The sequence below is a fragment of the Telluria sp. PB2R4 genome (assembly GCF_059685695.1).
Window position 1 is genome coordinate 231,595 of the sequence record NZ_JCASIC010000006.1, and the last position, 18,061, is coordinate 249,655.

Here is an 18,061-nt window from a genome sequence, read left to right on the forward strand (position 1 = left end):
GCAGTGCACGAAGGGAGGATCCGATGGATACGAGCCTGCTTGCCGCAGATCTTTCGGCGCTACTGGGCGGCTACACGCAAGACACGCGCCTGCTTCGGCTGACCACGGCGCTGGGCGACGAGCTGGTGGCGGAGTGCGTGCATGGCGAAGAAGCCATCAGTCGGGACTACTGCTTCCGGATCGATGCGCTCTCGATGGATGCGCATGTCCCCTTGAAGGCGTTGGTCGGGCAACCGGCGCTGCTGCAGCTCTTGACCGCCGACAGCGACGATGCACTGCGCCCCTTCCACGGCTACGTCACTGCGGCCGAGATGACCGGCGCCAACGGCGGCTTCGCGCGTTACGTCCTCACGCTTGAACCCTGGAGCCGGTTCCTCGCGCTGGGCCGCGACAGCCGGATCTTCCAGGACATGAGCGTGTTCGACATCCTGGACGTGGTCTTTGGCGGCTACGCGGGGCGCGGCAGGGTTGCGCCCGCATGGCGCTTCGAGCTCGCCGACCGCGCCGTCTATCCGAAACGCAGTCTCACCACCCAGTACCAGGAAAGCGATCTCGTCTTTGTCGAGCGGCTGATGCACGAGGAGGGCCTGTTCAGCTTCTTCGAGCACAGCGGCGACCCACGCAGCCCCTCGCTCGGCAGCCATACCATGGTCATCGCGGACCACAACGGCGCATTCGCGCCGAACGGCCAGCCGTCGGTCGCGTTCACCCAACCCGGCGCCGTCATGAAGGCGGACAGCATCGACCGCTGGCGCAGCGAAGCGCGCTTGACGACCAATGCCGTCGAGATGGGCAGCTGGGATTACCGCACGCTGCGCCAGCGCCAGGTGTCGGCGGCGGGCGCCGGCGAAGCGCTGTTGTGCAGTCGTGACTGCCCGGGCCTCTATGCCTGGGAGGACCGTGAACAGAGCGAGCGCATTGCGGCCAACCAGATCGAAGCAATCGAAGCGGCGCGGAAGATCCACATCGGCGCGGGGACTGTGCGCAGATTCGCGCCGGGCACCAGCTTCATGCTGCACGGCCATGCGCAGTTCGACCGGGCCAAGCACGACGACGGCCGCAGCTTCGTCATCCTGCGTGCCGTGCACCTGATGCACAACAACCTGAGCGCCGACATGCTCGATGGCGTCGGCAAGCTGCTGGGGCAGGGCGCCGTGGCGCTGGCCGGCGCCGCCGAGCCGATGCTGAAAGCCCTACGGCCTGGCGAAGAGCGCCCGCTGTACCGTAACCGGATCGACGCGATCCTGGCGAGCGTGCCCTATCGGACCAGCGGAATGGACGGGGATGGCCAGCTCCTGCATCCGCGTCCGACGGTGCGTGGGCAGCAGACCGCCATCGTGGTCGGCCCGCTTGGCGCGGTCATCCACACCGACCGGGATCATCGCATCAAGGTCCAGTTCCACTGGCAGCGCGGCGCCGCCAGCCACAGCCGGCTCGATCATCCATCCCCTGCGGGGCACACCGGCGCGCCCGGCGACGACACCGCCGGCACCTGGGTGCGCGTGGCGACGCCGATGGCGGGCGCGAACTGGGGCAGCAACATGCTGCCGCGAATCGGCCAGGAAGTGCTGGTCGATTTCCTGGAGGGCGATATCGACCGGCCGGTGGTGATCGGCAGCCTGTACAACGGGCGCGGGCAGGTGGATGCCCAGCACAACGGGGTCGCACACGGCGCGGGAAGCGCGACCGGCAACGCCCCGCCCTGGTTCCCCGGCGAGGCTGGCGGTCACGGACATCCGGCCGTGCTGTCCGGCTTCAAGTCGCAGGCTATGGGGGACAGCCAGGGCGGTCACGGCGCCTACAACCAGCTGGTGTTCGACGACGCAGCGGGACAGCCGCGCATCGCGCTCCAGCACCATTCGAAGCAGCACGACGGTGCGGCCGAACTGAACCTGGGGCACCTGCGGCACCAGAGCGACAACGAGCGTCTGCAGACCGTCGGGTTTGGGGCTGAGCTGAAAACGGCGAACAGCGCGGCCTTGCGGGCCGGGCAGGGGATGTTGCTGTCGACGGATGCACGCAATGGTGGCCGTGGCAACCTGCTCGACTCGCGTGAGGCGGCGAGCCAGGTCGAGGAAAGTCATCAGCTGCAGGTGTCGATCGCGACCCTGGCGCAGAAGCACAACGCGAAACTGCCGGACGAATCGGCGCCGGAAGAGCTGGTGGCGGTCAAGCAGATGGCGCACAGCCTCGAGGTTCTTAACGCAAGTGCGGGCGAGCAGCAGGCGGTCGAGGCCTATAGCGAACCACATCTGCAACTGTCGAGCCCGGCGGGGATCGTTGCGACCACGCCGGCGGATGCGGTGCTGTCGGCGGGGACGACAAGCAGCGTCGTGGCGGGGCAGGACATCAATATGGTCGCGCAGGGAAGCATGTCTACCCTAGTGGCGGGAGGCATCAGCCTGTTCACGTATGGGAAGGCGACCAACAAGGAGAAGCCGAATCAGGAGGTGGGGATCAAGCTGCATGCGGCGAGCGGGAAGCTGAGCAGCCAGAGTCAGTCGGGGGCGACCTCGTTGACTGCGGACAAGAAGATTACCGTGGCTAGCGTGACCAAATCGGTGTCGATTTCGGCGCCCAAGAAGCATGTGTTGCTGATGGCGCAGGGGGCTTACATCAAGTTGCAGGGTGGGAACATTGAGGTGCATGCGCCGGGGAATGTGGAGTTCAAGGCGAGCAAGAAAGAATTAGCCGGGCCTGTCAGCGTTTCGAGTCCGGAGCTCGCCATGAGGGTTTCGGAACTTAATCTGAAACGGGACCTTGAGATCGAATACGTTGATGCCGATGGTAATGCTCTTACTGACGAGCCAGTCAATTTGAAATTCGCCTCTGGCATTGAGAAGAAGGCTGTGCTGGACGGCAGCGGCAAAGCCGTTATCAAGAACGCTCCGCTAGGTCCATTTGGAGCAAAGCAGCCACGACGCAAGTGAGGACAGGTGATGGGCGCGAAAAAAACAGCGGCAGTATCGGAAACGAAAGCGCAGGAGGTATGCGTTGACCTGCCTGGTCAACGTGTTCAGTGCTGGCGGTCGAGCGATAAGGTCAAAGTTATCTTGCGTAAGCACCGTGATGTCATCTTCGACATCAATATCACGAAGGATGCGACCTATACCGTTGAGTCGAAGTCTGAATTCTATAGCCCGCGCGAAAAAAAGTTGCTGAAGAAGGCAAGTTTTTTCAATGGGGAAAAATTTCAAATATGGGTTGGCCGGGAATTCAGGGAGCTTCTCGTTTTGAAGGTTGACGATGCCGTTATGGGGCAATACCAAGTAAATGAACTTGATCCAACAAATTACGGTGATGATCCGAAAGAAAAGCCTGAGCCACTATTAATCGCACTAGGCACGCGGGAGTACTCTTCGTTAATTTGCAAGATTCCTGATCCGCTTTCCGTCACGCAGAATCAGTTGGATATCTTCTCAGTACTGAATCCGAAGCTGCCGCTTTTGAAGAGCGTGAGCGCTACGCGCTTCGACTATTCATATCCCCGCGAGCCACTGGAGGTCAAAGAGTACGCAGCGGTAGCCGAAGTGCGGCCTGATGAGATTCGACCAGAGGTCCTGAAGCGGCTGGAAACAGGACCAGTGACTGGAAAACCGAGCGAACTATTTTCGGCAAGCAGGCAACCGGATGAAGAGTCTCATCTTTACCGAGCTTTGGGCGCTGCCGCGTCCACGATTGCGGGTAACGATATTGTTACCAGTACGCCGTTCAAGGAAACTGCGGGCTATTTGCAAGAACATTACAGGGCGCTCGACAAGATTCTCATGACAGTTCGCATCGAGAAGAAGACTAAAGGGCAATATAGAGCTATCCTGAAAGGTAAGCCATTTTCAAAGGTTGTCGCTGCTACACTTGCGGGAAAGACGGTAAAGACGGTTCACCAAAATACTGCTCTTGGCTCAAAAGCGAGCAGTTTTATTGACGGCGGGTTTGCCAAGAGTGGCAAGATTGGATATGGTGCGCGTCGAATAATGCTAACGGCTGCCGAAAATTTCAAAGGTGGTGTGAAGGTACAAATTGTCGGAACAGTGATCGACCTGTTCGTCGATGTGCACGCTGTGTACTTCGATGAAAAAGGCAGCAAAGACCTGTCGGAGTTTTTAGGCCGAGCTGGGGTCTCGCTCGTCAAAGCAGGAATGACTGCTGCGATCGGAAGTGTATTTGCTGCAGGCGGTATAGCACTTGTGACCGCAGGCGCTGCTGTGATGAGTCTGGGAGCCGCACCAGTTATTGCTGTTATTGCGGTAGTAATCGGGGGATACATTCTGGCTGCAACACTTGTTGACCTGGTTGATGAAGGTTTCAATGTTAAGCAATCTGTAGCAGACTTGGCGCGATAAAATGCTTAATCACAGGCGCTCATACATTTCTTTATCTACATTCATGTGCGTCGGCGGGGTGGCCGGAGGCGGAGCGTTGACATACAAGTTAGGAGGGTATCACTCGGCAGTTTTGTTTCTACAATTCGGTGCGCTAATTCTGTTAGTATTGCTAATGCTGCAGATAATATTTTCAATCAAAGGCCAAAAGCGAGTGTTTCATCTGGTGCTATTTAATATAACATTCGTTTTTGGAATTGTTTATTTTCTGCTCTGCCTCGTGCTGCCAATATTTTTCGTGGCCGTCTTTTCGTTTCGTGTAAAACTGCTGTTGCTTATTTTCTCGTCCATTCTCTGGGCTGCGAATGTGAACAAGGGAATTGCTGAATTTGATTCGAGGTGGGCAGTCGTGGGCCCGCGATTACTTAGCCGATATTATAGCCGGAAGGAGGGGCAGCTTGATTGGAGCGGTGTTGTGGGATCACTGAAGATGTCAGTGGCGATCTACATACCAGGAATTCCGAAAATATTAAACCCAATAATTTCTGTATTAATTGTTATCTCAATGTTGGTAGGATTGTCGCTTCGTAATGTCTTCCCAGTTTTTAGTATGTTTTCCTGGAGTATTCCAGTGATAATTGTAATTTCGCTCATCATGCAAATGATCGGATTTGGTGTGGCCCAGCTTTCGAAGCTTGGCGCTTTTGAAAAGGAAGAGGGTGTCGTGATTCGTCCAGAATAGCATTGGCTACAAATCTCGCTATACTTTTTGAAATGCTGACATTCGCCAATCAGCTGTAGTCGTCGGTATTTTCCATGGCGTTGCCGTGCCTATCGTGCGCCGAAGCGCGGACCCCGGAGGATTCGGCGCAACTGGCCTTGAAATTTCTAGTGCCCGCACAACATGCAGCTTTGACCACATTTTCGATGAGGAGCACCCCCATGAGCCCATCCGATACCCAAAAGCTGCATGATTTCCTCGGCCAGCTCATCCAGGCCCGAGGCATCCAGAAAGACCCCGAAGCCGATGCGCTCATCCAGCGCGCCGTCGAACAGCAGCCCGATGCCGCCTACCTGCTGGTCCAACGCGCCCTTCTGATGGACCAGGCCCTGGACAGCGCCCGCGCCCAGATCGCCGCACTGGAAAACCAGCTACAGCAGCACCAACAACAGCGCCAAGGTGGCGGATTCCTCGATCCGTTTTCATGGGGCCACCGCAAGCATGTCAGCCACCCGCAATCCCATCACATGCACTACCAGCATGCCGGCTTCGGTTCGATGGGCCGCGGCATGGGTGGCTTCCTGGGCGGTGGTGGCAGGGGCGGGGGAATGCTCGGTTCGATCGCGGCGACGGCGGCTGGCCTGGCAGCAGGCAGCTTCCTGTTCCACGGCCTGGACAACCTGTTCCCCGACCACGACGGCAACGGCGGCGCTCACCTGCTGGGCGGCGAGAACCTGACGGGAGGGGGCGATTTTTCAGGCAGTGCGCTCGCCGACCAGGCCGGCCTGAACGACATCGGCACCGGCGACAGCCTGCTCGGAGAGGGCGGCATCGAAGAGAATGGCGGCTTCTTCGACGGCGACGGGTCGGACGAAGGCCTGTTTGGTTAAGACACCCGAAAAGGCAGGCATCACATCTGCTGGAACAGATGCGCGTGATTCCGGCTCACTTCCAGCTCGCCCGGAAAACCGCGTAGCTTCAGCATCTGTCGCCCGCGCATGTCGCGGGTCACTTCGGCGATCGCATCCACCCGTACCAGCGTCGAGCGGTGGATGCGCCAGAACTCGTCCGGATCCAGCTCGTCGGCCAGCTCCTTGAGGGTCTTGCGGATCAGGAGCTGGGCGGTGGCGGTCTGCACGCAGGTGTATTTGTCGTCGGCCTGGAAGAACAGGATCTCGCGGGTGCTGACCATGCGCAGGCTGCCGCCCACCTGGGCCTGGATCCAGCGCAGGTAGCTCGGCTTGGCCGCGCCGCCTTGCTTGAGCAGCGTGCCCAGCTCGGCCAGCTGGGCGCCGATGTCCTGCGGCGCCCGGGTCAGGCGCGCGCGCAGGCGTTCACAGGTGGTCTGCAGGCGCGCCGGCGTCACCGGTTTCAGTAAGTAGTCGATCGCGCCCTGTTCGAAGGCGTCAAGCGCGTACTGGTCGTAGGCGGTCGCGAATACGATGTGGCAGCGGTTGTAGAGCTGGCGCGCGGCGTCGATGCCGCCCATGCCCGGCATGCGGATGTCGAGGAAGGCGATGTCCGGCTTATGCACGGCAGCCAGTTCCAGCGCCTCGCTGCCGTTCGCGGCTTCGGCGACGATGCGCAGCTCGGGCCAGGCCTCGAGCAGGCGCATGCGCAGCTGCTCGCGCAGCGGCGCTTCGTCGTCGGCGATGAGGGCGGTCGGACTGCTTGCGCTCATCAGTCGAACTCCGTCATGCGGTAGGGTAGGCGGATCGACGCGCAGGCGCCGCCGCTTGCGGGCATTTCGATCACCAGCTCGGCATCCTTGCCATACAGGAGCGCGAGCCGCTCACGGATGTTGGCCAGGCCCACGCCTTCGTCGGCATGCAGGTCGATGCCGACGCCGTCGTCGCACACGTCCACGTGCAAGGTGGCGACTTCGACGTGGGCGCGGATGGTGATGGTGCCGCCGGCCACCTTCGGCTCCAGCCCATGCTTGATCGAGTTCTCGATCAGGGTCTGCAGCATCATGGGCGGGAAGGGCGCGCTGCCGAGGAAATCGGGCACCTCGAAGTGCACCGCCAGGCGTTCCTTCATGCGCGCCTGCATGATCGCCAGGTAGGCGCGCGACAGCTCGACCTGCTTGCCAAGCGTGCCACCACCGCCAGAGCGCATCTGCGGCAGCGAGGAACGCAGGTACTCGATCAGATGCGCATGCACGCGCGCCGCTTCCTTCGGGTCGGTCTCGATCAGTTGGCCGATCAGCGCCAGCGTATTGAACAGGAAATGGGGCTCGACCTGGGCCTGCAGCGTGGCCATCTGCGCTTCCATCAGGCGCCGCTCCAGCGTGGCCACATTGGCCTTGTCGGCAGCTTCGTGCGCGGTGAGTTCGGCGCGGCGTTTGCCGCCGGCCAGCACCTTGACGCCGAACGAGATCAGGATGAACCAGACCGCCGGCTCGGTCAGCTGGAACGAGATGCCGAAGATGAAGACCAGGAACCAGGTCACGTACAGCTTGCGCCACTCGACCAGGGCCAGCCAGTCGAAGAAGCTCCACCACAAGGCGCTGGCTTCGCTGACGGCTTCGCGCACGAAGTCGACGGCGCGGTTGATCGGGGCGGCGGCCATGGCTTACTCCACGATCTGGGCTGGACGGCGGCCGAACAGGGCCGCGGCGAGCAGCTTCAGCAGCAGGAAGGCGACGAACAGCGTGAGGGCGAGCGGCACGATGCTCAGGATCAGGGCCAGGCCAATCGACACCGCCAGCAGTGACGGCCAGGACAGCGCCGCCAGGGTGCGGGCGCCCGAGCGGATGGCGCGGTTGGCCTTGCGGGCGATGTCAGTCATGTCGGTCATGAACGAATCGAAGCGGGAGGGTTTCATGCGTGGTCCTTCGGTTGAGTTGATGGCGCCACTGTAGGCCCTGGGCCTGCAAGGCGCCATGGCGATCCGACGAACTGTCGAAATCCCGGGTCTGGCGGTAGCGTGGGCCGATAAGCGGGACGCTTGCCCTGCCACTTTTGGGAGAGTGCCGGCGCCGCCTTCTGCTCTACCTGCGGCCGCCAGCGTCCCAGTAGCTGCGCAGCAGCCCGTAATTGACCGTGTCGGCCATCTCGCCATGCACGAACCAGCGCTCGGGCATATAGCCTTCCTTGCGAAAACCCAGGCGCTCCAGCAAGGCGGCCGAAGCGGTATTGCGCGGGTCGATGTCGGCTTCGACGCGGTTCAGGCGCAGCTCATGGAAGCCGTAGTCGAGCGCCGCCGCGAGCGCCTCAACAGCGTAGCCCTTGCCCCAGTAGGGGCTGCCGAGCGCATAACCGATCTCGCAGCGGCGGTTCTGGGGGAAGAAATGATGCAGGTTCACGGTGCCGGCCAGGACCCCGGTTTCCGCCAGCTCGATGCCGAACCGGATATCGGACTGTTCGCGGTAGCTCTCGAGCGCCTCCGCGATCATGTGCTGGGCAGAGTCGAGCGAGGTCCAGACGTCGAAGCCCCAGTAGCGCACGACTTGCGGGTCGGAGAATACGGCGAACAGGTCTTCGGCATCCGCCATCGTCAGGGGACGCAGGGTGAGCCGGTTGGTAGTGAGGATGGGCGTGGGATAGCTCGACATGGCATAAATGATAACACTGCAGCACGGCCGGCCGCCTATCTCAGCCGGTAGAGGCCAGCGCCCGTACCACCAGGTCGCCGATGAGGCGTTCGGCGTCCTCGAAGTCGCCGCCGCCGAGTTCGGGCTTGTCCAGCACCAGCGTCATCTGGGCCGCGAAGTCGGCGTAGGACTGCGTCATGGCCCAGAGCGCAAACAGCAGGTGGGTGGCGTCGACGCGGGCGATGCGGCCCTCGAGCATCCAGCGCTCGAACACCTCGATGTCGCGACGCAGCAGCGGCACCACGCGGGCGCGGATCTGCTCGCCGTAGAAGGTGGCGCCGCCGATGACCTCCATCGCATACACCCGCGAAGCCCAGGGCTGCTCGCGCGAGAAGCGCAGCTTGGCGGCGACATAGGCGCGCAGTACCTCGGCCGGCTCGCCGCCGCCATCGGCCAGATTGGCCATGCGCTCGAGCCAGTCGTCGAGCACGTCGTCGAGCACGCGCTGGTACAGGCTGTTCTTGGTCGGGAAGTAGTAGAGCAGGTTCTGCTTCGAGATGCCGGCGCGCTCGGCAACGGCGGCGATGCTCGTGCCTGCGAAGCCGCACTCGGCGAACAGGCGCGTGGCGGCGGCGAGGATGGCGGCTTCCAGCTTGTCGCGCCGTTTGGCGCTGTCAGTAACATGAACGTCCATGGGGGCCTCAGCGCTGGGCGCGCAGGAAGTCGAGCAGTTGGGGATTGGCCGCGTAGGCGGCATTGAAGCGGAACCAGATGCCGCTTGGCTCGCGTTGGGTGAAGAATTCGCCTGGCGCCAGCAGGATCCCGGCACGCAGGGCGGCGTCGGCGATGCTGCGCCCGTTTTTCGCCGCCGTTGGCGACGCGTCCCAACCGGCGCTGACGAACATGCCGCCGCGCGGCCGCGCCAGCGGGCGCATCCCGATCCCGCGCAATGCGTCCAGGGTGCACTCGCGCGCATCCATCAGCTGGCCGACCAGGCGCTCCACCATGCGGCGGTAGCCGCGCGCGCTGGTGGCGTGGAACACCGCACGCTCGTTGATCTCCGAGGTCGTCAGGCCGGCCACCATCTTCACGCGCAGCAGCTCCGGCACCAGCGATGGCGAGGCGCACAGCGAGCCCACGCGCAGCACCGGCGACAGCGTCTTGGAAAAGCTGCCGACCCGGATCACGCGGCGCAACCCGTCCATGGCTGCCAGCGACGCCTCGCCGGGGGCGGCCAGCTCGCGGTAGATGTCGTCTTCCACCAGCCAGAAATCGAACTGCTCGGCCAGCGCCAGCAGGCGGTGCGCCTGGGCCTGCGACAGCGAGGTGCCGAGCGGATTCTGGAGCACCGTGTTGACGAACATGAGCTTGGGATGCAGCAGCGCGGCCTGGCGCGCGAGTTCCGCCATGTCCAGGCCTTGTTCGCTGCGCGGGATACCGACCGGGATGCAGCCGTGGTGGCGCACCAGCGCCAGCAGGTTGCTGTAGCCGGGGTCCTCGACCAGCACCACGTCGCCGGGGCGCGTCAAGGTGCGAAGCACCAGGTCGAAGGCATGGGTGGCGCCGTTGGTGAGCAGCACCTGGTCCGGCCCGACGGCGAACAGCTCGCTCGACAGGGTCGCGGCGAGGTGCTGGCGCAGCGAAGGAAACCCGAGCGGGTGGCCGTAGCCGCGCAGGCGGCTGGCCGGGATCTTCATCGCATGGCGCACGGCGTCGAGGATGGTGTTCTCGCCGTACCACTCGGGCGGCAGCCAGCCGGCGCCGACCGGCAGGGCTTCGGCCTGGCCGCTATACAAATCCGGGGCGAGGGCGTCGATTTCGGATTGCAGGCTGGGCTGGGTGGGAAGGGTGGTGCAGGCCGCCTGCGGCAGGCTGCGCGTGACGAAGAAGCCGGAACCGCGGCGCGAGGACAGCAGGCCGAGCTGGTGCAAGCGTTCGTAGGCTTCCACCACGGTGAATGTGCTGACGCCATTGCACTTTGCGAATTGTCTAACCGATGGCATTTTCGTACCGGCACCGAGCTGGCGCTCGTTTACCATCGCCGAGATAGCCCCGACGATCTGGTCGACCAGGCTGCCGCGGCCCTTCCGGTCGATGGCGAGCAGCGGCCATGCCGGCATGACCTCTGTGAGAACGACTTCTTCCATACCACCACTCCACGCGCGGGGTTGAAACTGTACAGGGTAGGATGCCTGTACGGTTGGTCGGTTTTGCCCTTGGTGTATCTGTGCCGGTGTTGCCTTGCTGACTATTATTGATCAATATTTTGCCAACTGGTAAAAATTTTTCGCCTCATGGCGGGGAGAGACGCATGAACGAGTCCAGGCCCAAGTCGATGTCCTCATTTTGGATGCCCTTCACCAATAATCGCGACTTCAAGGCCAGCCCGCGCCTGCTGGTCTCGGCGGAGGGGATGTACTACAAGGATGTGGACGGTAACAGCGTGCTGGACGGCACCGCCGGCCTCTGGTGCGTGCCTTGCGGCCATGCCCAGCCGCGCATCACGCAGATGGTGAGCGAGATGGTCGGCCAGCTCGACTTCGCACCCACCTTCCAGATGGGCCACCCGGCCGCGTTCGACCTGGCGGAACAACTGATGGAGTACACCGGCCACAAGTTCGGCCACGTGTTCTATACCAACTCAGGGTCCGAAGCGGTGGACACCGCATTGAAGATGGCGCTGGCCTACCACCGGGCGCGCGGCGAGGGCGGGCGGACCCGCCTGATTGGCCGCGAGCGCGGCTACCACGGCGTCGGCTTTGGCGGCCTGTCGGTGGGCGGGATCGGCAACAACCGCAAGAGTTTCGGCCCGCTGCTGCCGGGCGTCGACCACCTGCCGCACACGCACAACCTGCTCAAAAACGCCTTCTCGCGCGGCGAGCCGGAGTTCGGCGTGGAGCTGGCCGACGAGCTCGAACGCCTGGTGACCCTGCACGACGCTTCGACCATCGCCGCCGTGATCATCGAGCCGGTGTCGGGCTCCACCGGCGTCCTGGTGCCGCCCAAGGGCTACCTCAAGCGCCTGCGCGAGATCTGCGACAAGCATGGCATCCTGCTGATCTTCGATGAGGTCATTACCGGTTTCGGCCGCCTGTGTACGCCTTTTGCGAGCGACTACTTCGGCGTCGAGCCGGACATCATGACCACGGCGAAGGGCCTGACCAACGGCGTGGTGCCGATGGGCGCGGTGTTCACCAAGCGCTTCATCCACGACGCCTTCATGGACGCGCCGGCCGGCATCGAGCTGTTCCACGGCTACACCTACTCGGGCCACCCGCTGGCCTGCGCCGCCGGCCTGGCGACGCTCGAGGTCTTCCGCGAGCAGGGCGTCATCGAGAACGCCAAGGCGCTCCAGCCATATTTCGAAGATGCGCTGCATGGACTGCGCGGCCTGCCGCACGTGATCGACCTGCGCTCGATCGGCCTGGTGGCGGGCATCGAGCTCGAATCCATCCCCGGCAAGCCCGGCGCGCGCGCCTACAGCGCCTTCAAGCAGGCCTTCGCGGACGGCGTCCTGATCCGCGTGACGGGCGACATCATCGCGCTGTCGCCGCCGCTCATCCTGACCAAGCAGCATATCGACGAGTTGTTTGGCAAGCTTGCCACCGTACTGAAAAACCTGGACTAGGAAAAGAACAGAGTCATGGACATCATTTCGCACTTCATCAACGGCCAGCTGGCGCACGCGGAAGGCACGCGCCAGGCCGACGTCTTCAACCCGGCGCGCGGCGAGCCTTGCGCGCGGGTGGCGCTGGCCGAGCCGCGTGATATCGATGCAGCCGTCGCGGCGGCCCTGCAAGCCTTCCCGGCCTGGGCCGCCACCCCGCCGCTGGCGCGCGCGCGCGTCCTGTTCAAATACCTGCAGCTGTGCCAGCAGCACCTCGATGACTTCGCCACCATGGTGGTGCGCGAGCACGGCAAGACCTTCGCCGACGCGCAAGGCGAAGTGGCGCGCGGCATCGAGGTCGTCGAGTTCGCGGTCGGCATCCCGCAGATGCTCAAGGGCGAGTTCACCGACCAGATCGCGCGCGGGATCGACGCCTGGTCGATGCGCCAGCCGCTCGGCGTGGTGGCCGGCATCACGCCGTTCAATTTTCCGGTGATGGTGCCGATGTGGATGTTCCCGGTGGCGATCGCGTGCGGCAATACCTTTGTGTTGAAGCCGTCCGAGCGCGACCCGTCGCCCGCCTTGCTGCATGCGCAGCTGCTGAAGGAAGCCGGGTTGCCGGACGGCGTGTTCAACGTGGTCCAGGGCGACAAGGTGGCGGTCGACGCGCTGCTGGACCACCCGGATATCCAGGCCATCAGCTTCGTGGGCTCGACCCCGATCGCCGAATACATCTACACGCGCGGATCAAGCAAGGGCAAGCGCGTGCAGGCCCTGGGCGGCGCCAAGAACCACATGGTGGTGATGCCGGACGCCGACCTGGAGATGGCGGTCGACGCCCTGGTCGGCGCGGCCTACGGCTCCGCCGGCGAGCGCTGCATGGCGATTTCGGTGGCGGTGGCGATCGGCGATGCGGGCGACAAGCTGGTGGCAGCGCTGGCGGAGCGCACCGCGAAACTCAAGGTCAACGACGGCATGGCCCGGGACGCCGAAATGGGCCCGGTGGTCAGCAGCGCCGCCAAGGAGCGCATCGAGCGCCTGATCGGCCAGGGCGTGGAGCAGGGCGCAAGCCTGGTGGTCGACGGCCGCGGCTACCGCGTCGATGGCTGCCCGAACGGCTTTTTTGTCGGCGGCACCCTGTTCGACCACGTCACCCCCGACATGACGATCTACCAGGAAGAGATCTTCGGCCCGGTGCTGTGCGTGGTGCGCCTGCCGGACGTGGGCCGCGCGGTGGAACTCATCAACGCCAATGAATACGGCAACGGCGTCGCCATCTTCACGCGTGACGGCGGCGTGGCGCGCGAGTTCGTGCGCCAGATCGAGGTCGGCATGGTGGGCGTGAACGTGCCGCTGCCGGTGCCGATGGCCTTCAACAGCTTCGGCGGCTGGAAGCGCAGCTTGTTCGGCGATCACCACGCCTATGGGCCCGAAGGCGTGCGCTTCTATACCCGCCACAAGGCGGTGATGGAACGCTGGCCTGACAGTGCAAGCAGCGGGCCGCAGTTCGCCTTCCCGCAGATGAAGTAATCAATGAACTAAGCCCGGTTCAACAACACAACAGGGATGCCCATGATCGAATCACTCCAGCACCTGCCGCCCGCAGCAGGGTCGAATGGCGAGCTGACCGCGCAGTTTACCGACCTGGCGCCGCCGCTCAGCGCGCGCCAGGCCGCCGTCGAGGCGGCGCGCTGCCTGTACTGCTACGACGCCCCCTGCATGAACGCCTGCCCGACCGGCATCGACGTCGCCGGCTTCATCAAGAATATCCACGACGGCAACGTCACTGGTGCGGCAGCCGGCATCCTGAAGGCCAACATCTTCGGGGGCAGCTGCGCCCGGGTCTGCCCCACCGAGATCCTGTGCGAGGATTCCTGCGTGCGCAACAATCCGGCCGAGCGCGAGCCGGTGCGCATCGGGCTGCTGCAGCGCTATGCGATCGACCATGCACGCTTCGACGGCCATCCGTTCGGGCGTGCGCCATCCACCGGCAAGGTGATCGCGGTGGTGGGCGCCGGCCCCGCCGGGCTGTCCTGCGCGCACCGCCTGGCGATGCTGGGCAACGACGTGGTGGTGTACGAAGCGCGCCCGAAGGCGGGCGGCCTGAACGAATACGGCATCGCCAAGTACAAGCTCCCGGGCGACTTCGCCGAACGCGAAGTGGAATTCCTGCTGTCGATCGGCGGCATCCACATCGAATACGGCCGCAAGCTTGGCGAGAACCTGAGCCTGGCCGAGCTGCATACGCGCTACGACGCGGTTTTCCTCGGCCTCGGTTTGCAGGCCAGCCGCGCCCTCGGCCTGACTGGCGAGGATGCACCCGGCTTGATGGCGGCGATCGACTACATCGCCGCGCTTCGCCAGGCCAGCGACTTATCTAAACTGCCGGTGCCGCGCCGTGCGGTGGTCATCGGCGCCGGCAACACCGCCATCGACATGGCGGTGCAGATCAAGCGCCTCGGCGCCGAGGACGTGACCCTGGTGTACCGGCGCGGCCTGGAGGCGATGAGCGCGACCGGCCACGAGATCGAGATCGCCAAGGCGAATTTCGTCCGCATCCGCACCTGGGCCGCGCCGCTCGAGGTGCTGCTCGACGAGGCGGGGCGGGTGACCGGCATGCGCTTCGAGCAGACCCGCATGGAAGACGGCCGCCTGGTGCGCACAGGCGGCTTCATCGAGATCGCGGCCGACGCCGTGTTCAAAGCCATCGGCCAGGGCATGAGCGAAGAGGGCTTCACCGAGCCGCTGGCGCGGGAACTGTCACGGGAGGGCGAGCGCATCCGGATCGACGGGCGCTTCCGCACCGCGCTCCCTGGTATTTATGCGGGCGGCGACTGCGTCGCCCCAGGGCAGGACCTGACGGTGCAGGCGGTCCAGCACGGCAAACTGGCCGCCTTGGCCATCCACGAAGACATCCAAGCCAAAGCGGAGGCAGCATGGCCGACCTGAGCATCGACTTCTGCGGTATCAAGAGCCCGAACCCGTTCTGGCTGGCCTCCGCGCCGCCGACCGACAAGGCCTACAACGTGGTGCGTGCCTTCGAGGCGGGATGGGGCGGGGTGGTGTGGAAGACCCTGGGCGAAGACCCACCGGCGGTCAACGTGTCGTCGCGCTACTCGGCCCACTACGGCAAGAACCGCGAGGTCATCGGCTTCAACAACATCGAGCTGATCACCGACCGCAGCCTGGAAATCAACCTGCAGGAGATCACCCAGGTCAAGAAGGACTGGCCGGACCGAGCCCTGATCGTCTCGCTGATGCTGCCCTGCGAGGAAGCGCCGTGGGCCGCGATCCTGCCGCTGGTCGAGGCGACCGGCGCCGACGGCATCGAACTGAACTTCGGCTGCCCGCATGGGATGCCGGAGCGCGGCATGGGCGCGGCGGTGGGACAGGTGCCGGAGTACGTTCAAATGGTGACCGCCTGGTGCAAGAAGCACACGCGCCTGCCCGTCATCGTCAAGCTGACCCCGAACATCACCGACGTGCGCCAACCGGCACGCGCGGCGCTGGCCGGCGGCGCGGATGCGGTGTCCCTGATCAACACCGTCAATTCGATCACCCACCTGGACCTCGACCGCATGGTCGCATTCCCGATCGTGGGCGGCGCCAGCACCCACGGCGGGTATTGCGGCTCGGCGGTCAAGCCGATCGCCCTGAACATGGTGGCCGAGATCGCGCGCGATCCGCTCACCGCCGCGCTGCCGATCTCCGGCATCGGCGGCATCGGCAGCTGGCGCGACGCGGCCGAGTTCATCGCGCTCGGCGCGGGCAGCGTGCAGGTGTGCACGGCCGCGATGCTGCACGGTTTCCGGATCGTCGAGGAGATGAAGGACGGCCTGTCGCGCTGGATGGACAGCCAGGGTTACCCCAATATCGCGGCGTTCTCGCGCAAGGCGGTGCGCAACACCACCGACTGGAAGTACCTGGACATGAACTACCACGTGATCGCCCGGATCGACCAGGACACCTGCATCGGGTGCGGCAAGTGCTACGTGGCCTGCGAGGACACCTCGCACCAGGCCGTCGCGCGCTTGGTGGACGACCTGGGCAAGCGCCGCTACGAGGTGAAGGACGCCGAGTGCGTGGGCTGCAACCTGTGCGAGATCACCTGTCCGGTGGAGGCCTGCATCACCATGGTGCCGCAGGAGAGCGGCAAGCCTTATATGAACTGGACGCAGGATCCGCGGAATCCCCGCGCAGAACCCGTTATTGCGTAGGGTGGGCGGGTCTCCCGCCCGCGCGTTCAAATCACAGTTGCGATCACGCGGGCGTGTGTTGAATGCGCGGACGGCATAGCCGTCCACCCTACGAAAAACAAACGTACTTACGATTGCGCTACACTCGCTTGCACCATTCGCAAGCGATGAGGAGAGTCCGACCGTGACCATGCAACAGAACGCAAGCTCCGAACTCTGGAACCACGACCTGGCCCCCACCGGCCCGGAACAGCGCACCTGGCGCTGGTACCACTTCGCCGCGTTGTGGGTCGGGATGGTGATGTGCATCCCTGCCTACACGCTTTCGAGCAGCCTGATCGAGTCGGGCATGTCGGCCTGGCAGGCCGTGTGGACGGTCTTTCTCGCCAACGCCATCGTGCTGGTGCCGATGCTCCTGATCGGCCACGCCGGCACCAAGTACGGCATCCCCTACGCGGTGCTGGCGCGCAGCTCCTTCGGCACCAGCGGCGCCAAGCTGCCTGCCCTGATGCGCGCCATTGTCGCCTGCGGCTGGTACGGCATCCAGACCTGGTTCGGCGGCAGCATGATCTACACGCTGCTGGGGGTGATGAACGGTGCGCCGATCGGCGGCGATCCCATCGCGGGCCTCGGCATCAACCTTGCGCAGCTGCTGTGCTTCCTGGCCTTCTGGGCAATCCAGCTCTATTTCATCGTGCACGGCATCGAGTCGATCCGCAAGCTCGAGACCTGGACCGCACCGCTGAAGATCGCCATCTGCTTCGTCTTGCTGTGGTGGGTGTACGAACGCGCCGGCGGTTTCGGCCCGCTGCTCGACCGACCCTCGGCCTTCGTGCCGGGCGGCCCCAAGGAAGGGCAGTTCTGGCAGGTGTTCTGGCCCTCGCTCACCGCCATGATCGGCTTCTGGGCCACGCTGGCGCTCAACATCCCCGACTTCACCCGCTTCGCCAGGACCCAGCGCGACCAGGTCATCGGCCAGACCGTGGGCCTGCCGGTGCCGATGGGCTTGCTGGCCGCCCTGGCGGTGATCGTCACCTCGGCCACCGTGGTCTTGTATGGCAAGGCGCTGTGGGACCCGGTCGACCTGGCCAGCCGCATGGAAGGGGCGGCGGTACTGGTGGCGCTGATCGTGCTGCTGGTCGATACCGTCAGCGTCAACCTGGCCGCCAACCTGGTCGGCCCGGCCTACGACTTCTCGGCGCTGGCGCCGCGCAAGATCAGCTATCGGCTCGGCGGCTACATCACGGCCGGACTGGCGCTGGTGATGATGCCCTGGAAGATCCTGGAGACGACCCAGAACTACATCTTCACCTGGCTGGTGGGCTACTCCGCGCTGCTCGGACCGATCGCCGGCATCCTGATCGTCGATTACTACCTCGTACGCAAGACGGAGCTCGACGTCGCCCAACTGTACCGCGACGACGGCATCTATTCGTACAGGAACGGCTGGAACGTGGCGGCGATCGCCGCTTTCGTCCTCGGGGTGCTGCCCAACATCCCGGGCTTCCTGAATGCCGCCTTCCCGGCCGCGTTCCCGGATGTTGCCGAGGTGTTCAAGTCCATCTATACCTATGCATGGTTCGTCGGCGTCGCCATCGCGGCTGTCGTCTATGGGGCCATGATGAAAGGCCATCGCGTTCCAGTCCTGGCGGCGCGGCATTCCTAAGACAGGGGGAGTTA

At 64.0% G+C, this 18,061-nt stretch carries 15 protein-coding genes; 9 read left to right on the forward strand and 6 right to left on the reverse strand.

Features of this window, described 5'->3' with window-relative positions; genetic code table 11:
* The first annotated feature begins 23 nt into the window (after positions 1 to 23).
* The 4 genes from AC56LU_RS12645 (at position 24) to AC56LU_RS12660 (ending at position 5,933) form a co-directional block, all read left to right on the forward strand.
* Complete coding sequence (locus tag AC56LU_RS12645; RefSeq protein WP_497175955.1) at positions 24 to 2,930, forward strand: type VI secretion system Vgr family protein; 2,907 nt, start codon at positions 24 to 26, stop codon at positions 2,928 to 2,930.
* A gap of 9 nt (positions 2,931 to 2,939) precedes the next feature.
* Positions 2,940 to 4,343 (forward strand): hypothetical protein, encoded by a 1,404-nt coding sequence (locus tag AC56LU_RS12650; RefSeq protein WP_497175956.1) that lies wholly within the window; start codon positions 2,940 to 2,942, stop codon positions 4,341 to 4,343.
* A 76-nt stretch (positions 4,344 to 4,419) separates the two neighbouring features.
* A complete protein-coding gene (locus tag AC56LU_RS12655; protein WP_497175957.1) occupies positions 4,420 to 5,064 on the forward strand; it encodes a hypothetical protein in 645 nt (214 codons plus the stop codon).
* A gap of 200 nt (positions 5,065 to 5,264) precedes the next feature.
* Positions 5,265 to 5,933 carry a DUF2076 family protein gene (locus AC56LU_RS12660; RefSeq protein ID WP_497175958.1) on the forward strand — a complete coding sequence of 223 codons (669 nt, stop codon included), beginning with the start codon at positions 5,265 to 5,267 and terminating at the stop codon, positions 5,931 to 5,933.
* Between the two features lie 20 nt (positions 5,934 to 5,953).
* On the opposite strand, the gene AC56LU_RS12665 is transcribed toward AC56LU_RS12660, so the two are convergent.
* From AC56LU_RS12665 to AC56LU_RS12690, 6 genes are all read right to left on the reverse strand, one after another.
* Complete coding sequence (locus AC56LU_RS12665; RefSeq protein WP_497175959.1) at positions 5,954 to 6,724, reverse strand: LytR/AlgR family response regulator transcription factor; 771 nt, start codon at positions 6,722 to 6,724, stop codon at positions 5,954 to 5,956.
* Positions 6,724 to 7,614, reverse strand: coding sequence for a sensor histidine kinase (locus tag AC56LU_RS12670; protein ID WP_497175960.1), 891 nt, complete (start codon positions 7,612 to 7,614; stop codon positions 6,724 to 6,726). The genes AC56LU_RS12665 and AC56LU_RS12670 overlap by 1 nt, the downstream gene beginning before the upstream one ends.
* A 3-nt stretch (positions 7,615 to 7,617) precedes the next feature.
* A complete protein-coding gene (locus AC56LU_RS12675; RefSeq protein WP_497175961.1) occupies positions 7,618 to 7,869 on the reverse strand; it encodes a hypothetical protein in 252 nt (83 codons plus the stop codon).
* Positions 7,870 to 8,035: 166 nt separating this feature from the next.
* Positions 8,036 to 8,599 (reverse strand): GNAT family N-acetyltransferase, encoded by a 564-nt coding sequence (locus AC56LU_RS12680; RefSeq protein ID WP_497175962.1) that lies wholly within the window; start codon positions 8,597 to 8,599, stop codon positions 8,036 to 8,038.
* A gap of 40 nt (positions 8,600 to 8,639) precedes the next feature.
* Positions 8,640 to 9,272 carry a TetR/AcrR family transcriptional regulator gene (locus AC56LU_RS12685; RefSeq protein WP_497175963.1) on the reverse strand — a complete coding sequence of 211 codons (633 nt, stop codon included), beginning with the start codon at positions 9,270 to 9,272 and terminating at the stop codon, positions 8,640 to 8,642.
* 7 nt (positions 9,273 to 9,279) lie between these two features.
* Positions 9,280 to 10,725, reverse strand: a complete 1,446-nt coding sequence (locus AC56LU_RS12690; protein ID WP_497175964.1) for an aminotransferase-like domain-containing protein — start codon at positions 10,723 to 10,725, stop codon at positions 9,280 to 9,282.
* A 164-nt stretch (positions 10,726 to 10,889) separates the two neighbouring features.
* On the opposite strand from AC56LU_RS12690, the gene aptA reads away from it, so the two are divergent.
* The 5 genes from aptA to AC56LU_RS12715 all read left to right on the forward strand — a co-directional run bounded on the left by aptA (position 10,890) and on the right by AC56LU_RS12715 (position 18,047).
* Positions 10,890 to 12,206, forward strand: coding sequence for an omega-aminotransferase AptA (gene aptA, locus AC56LU_RS12695; protein ID WP_497175965.1), 1,317 nt, complete (start codon positions 10,890 to 10,892; stop codon positions 12,204 to 12,206).
* Positions 12,207 to 12,221: 15 nt separating this feature from the next.
* Positions 12,222 to 13,715, forward strand: a complete 1,494-nt coding sequence (locus AC56LU_RS12700) for a CoA-acylating methylmalonate-semialdehyde dehydrogenase (protein ID WP_497175966.1) — start codon at positions 12,222 to 12,224, stop codon at positions 13,713 to 13,715.
* Positions 13,716 to 13,757: 42 nt separating this feature from the next.
* Positions 13,758 to 15,134: an NAD(P)-dependent oxidoreductase gene (locus AC56LU_RS12705; RefSeq protein WP_497175967.1), complete on the forward strand. Its 1,377-nt coding sequence runs from the start codon at positions 13,758 to 13,760 to the stop codon at positions 15,132 to 15,134.
* Positions 15,122 to 16,402 carry an NAD-dependent dihydropyrimidine dehydrogenase subunit PreA gene (gene preA / locus AC56LU_RS12710; protein ID WP_497175968.1) on the forward strand — a complete coding sequence of 427 codons (1,281 nt, stop codon included), beginning with the start codon at positions 15,122 to 15,124 and terminating at the stop codon, positions 16,400 to 16,402. Before AC56LU_RS12705 ends, preA begins: the two co-directional genes overlap by 13 nt.
* 169 nt (positions 16,403 to 16,571) lie before the next feature.
* Positions 16,572 to 18,047: an NCS1 family nucleobase:cation symporter-1 gene (locus tag AC56LU_RS12715; RefSeq protein WP_497176017.1), complete on the forward strand. Its 1,476-nt coding sequence runs from the start codon at positions 16,572 to 16,574 to the stop codon at positions 18,045 to 18,047.
* The last annotated feature ends 14 nt before the right edge of the window (positions 18,048 to 18,061 follow it).

Coding starts and splice junctions, on each gene's coding strand:
- preA (WP_497175968.1), top strand. CDS start 15,122: ATGGCCGACCTGAGCATCGACTTCTGCGGTATCAAGAGCCCGAACCCG.
- AC56LU_RS12700 (WP_497175966.1), top strand. CDS start 12,222: ATGGACATCATTTCGCACTTCATCAACGGCCAGCTGGCGCACGCGGAA.
- AC56LU_RS12690 (WP_497175964.1), bottom strand. CDS start 10,725: ATGGAAGAAGTCGTTCTCACAGAGGTCATGCCGGCATGGCCGCTGCTC.
- AC56LU_RS12670 (WP_497175960.1), bottom strand. CDS start 7,614: ATGGCCGCCGCCCCGATCAACCGCGCCGTCGACTTCGTGCGCGAAGCC.
- AC56LU_RS12715 (WP_497176017.1), top strand. CDS start 16,572: ATGCAACAGAACGCAAGCTCCGAACTCTGGAACCACGACCTGGCCCCC.
- AC56LU_RS12660 (WP_497175958.1), top strand. CDS start 5,265: ATGAGCCCATCCGATACCCAAAAGCTGCATGATTTCCTCGGCCAGCTC.
- AC56LU_RS12675 (WP_497175961.1), bottom strand. CDS start 7,869: ATGAAACCCTCCCGCTTCGATTCGTTCATGACCGACATGACTGACATC.
- AC56LU_RS12665 (WP_497175959.1), bottom strand. CDS start 6,724: ATGAGCGCAAGCAGTCCGACCGCCCTCATCGCCGACGACGAAGCGCCG.
- AC56LU_RS12705 (WP_497175967.1), top strand. CDS start 13,758: ATGATCGAATCACTCCAGCACCTGCCGCCCGCAGCAGGGTCGAATGGC.
- AC56LU_RS12680 (WP_497175962.1), bottom strand. CDS start 8,599: ATGTCGAGCTATCCCACGCCCATCCTCACTACCAACCGGCTCACCCTG.
- AC56LU_RS12685 (WP_497175963.1), bottom strand. CDS start 9,272: ATGGACGTTCATGTTACTGACAGCGCCAAACGGCGCGACAAGCTGGAA.
- AC56LU_RS12650 (WP_497175956.1), top strand. CDS start 2,940: ATGGGCGCGAAAAAAACAGCGGCAGTATCGGAAACGAAAGCGCAGGAG.
- aptA (WP_497175965.1), top strand. CDS start 10,890: ATGAACGAGTCCAGGCCCAAGTCGATGTCCTCATTTTGGATGCCCTTC.
- AC56LU_RS12645 (WP_497175955.1), top strand. CDS start 24: ATGGATACGAGCCTGCTTGCCGCAGATCTTTCGGCGCTACTGGGCGGC.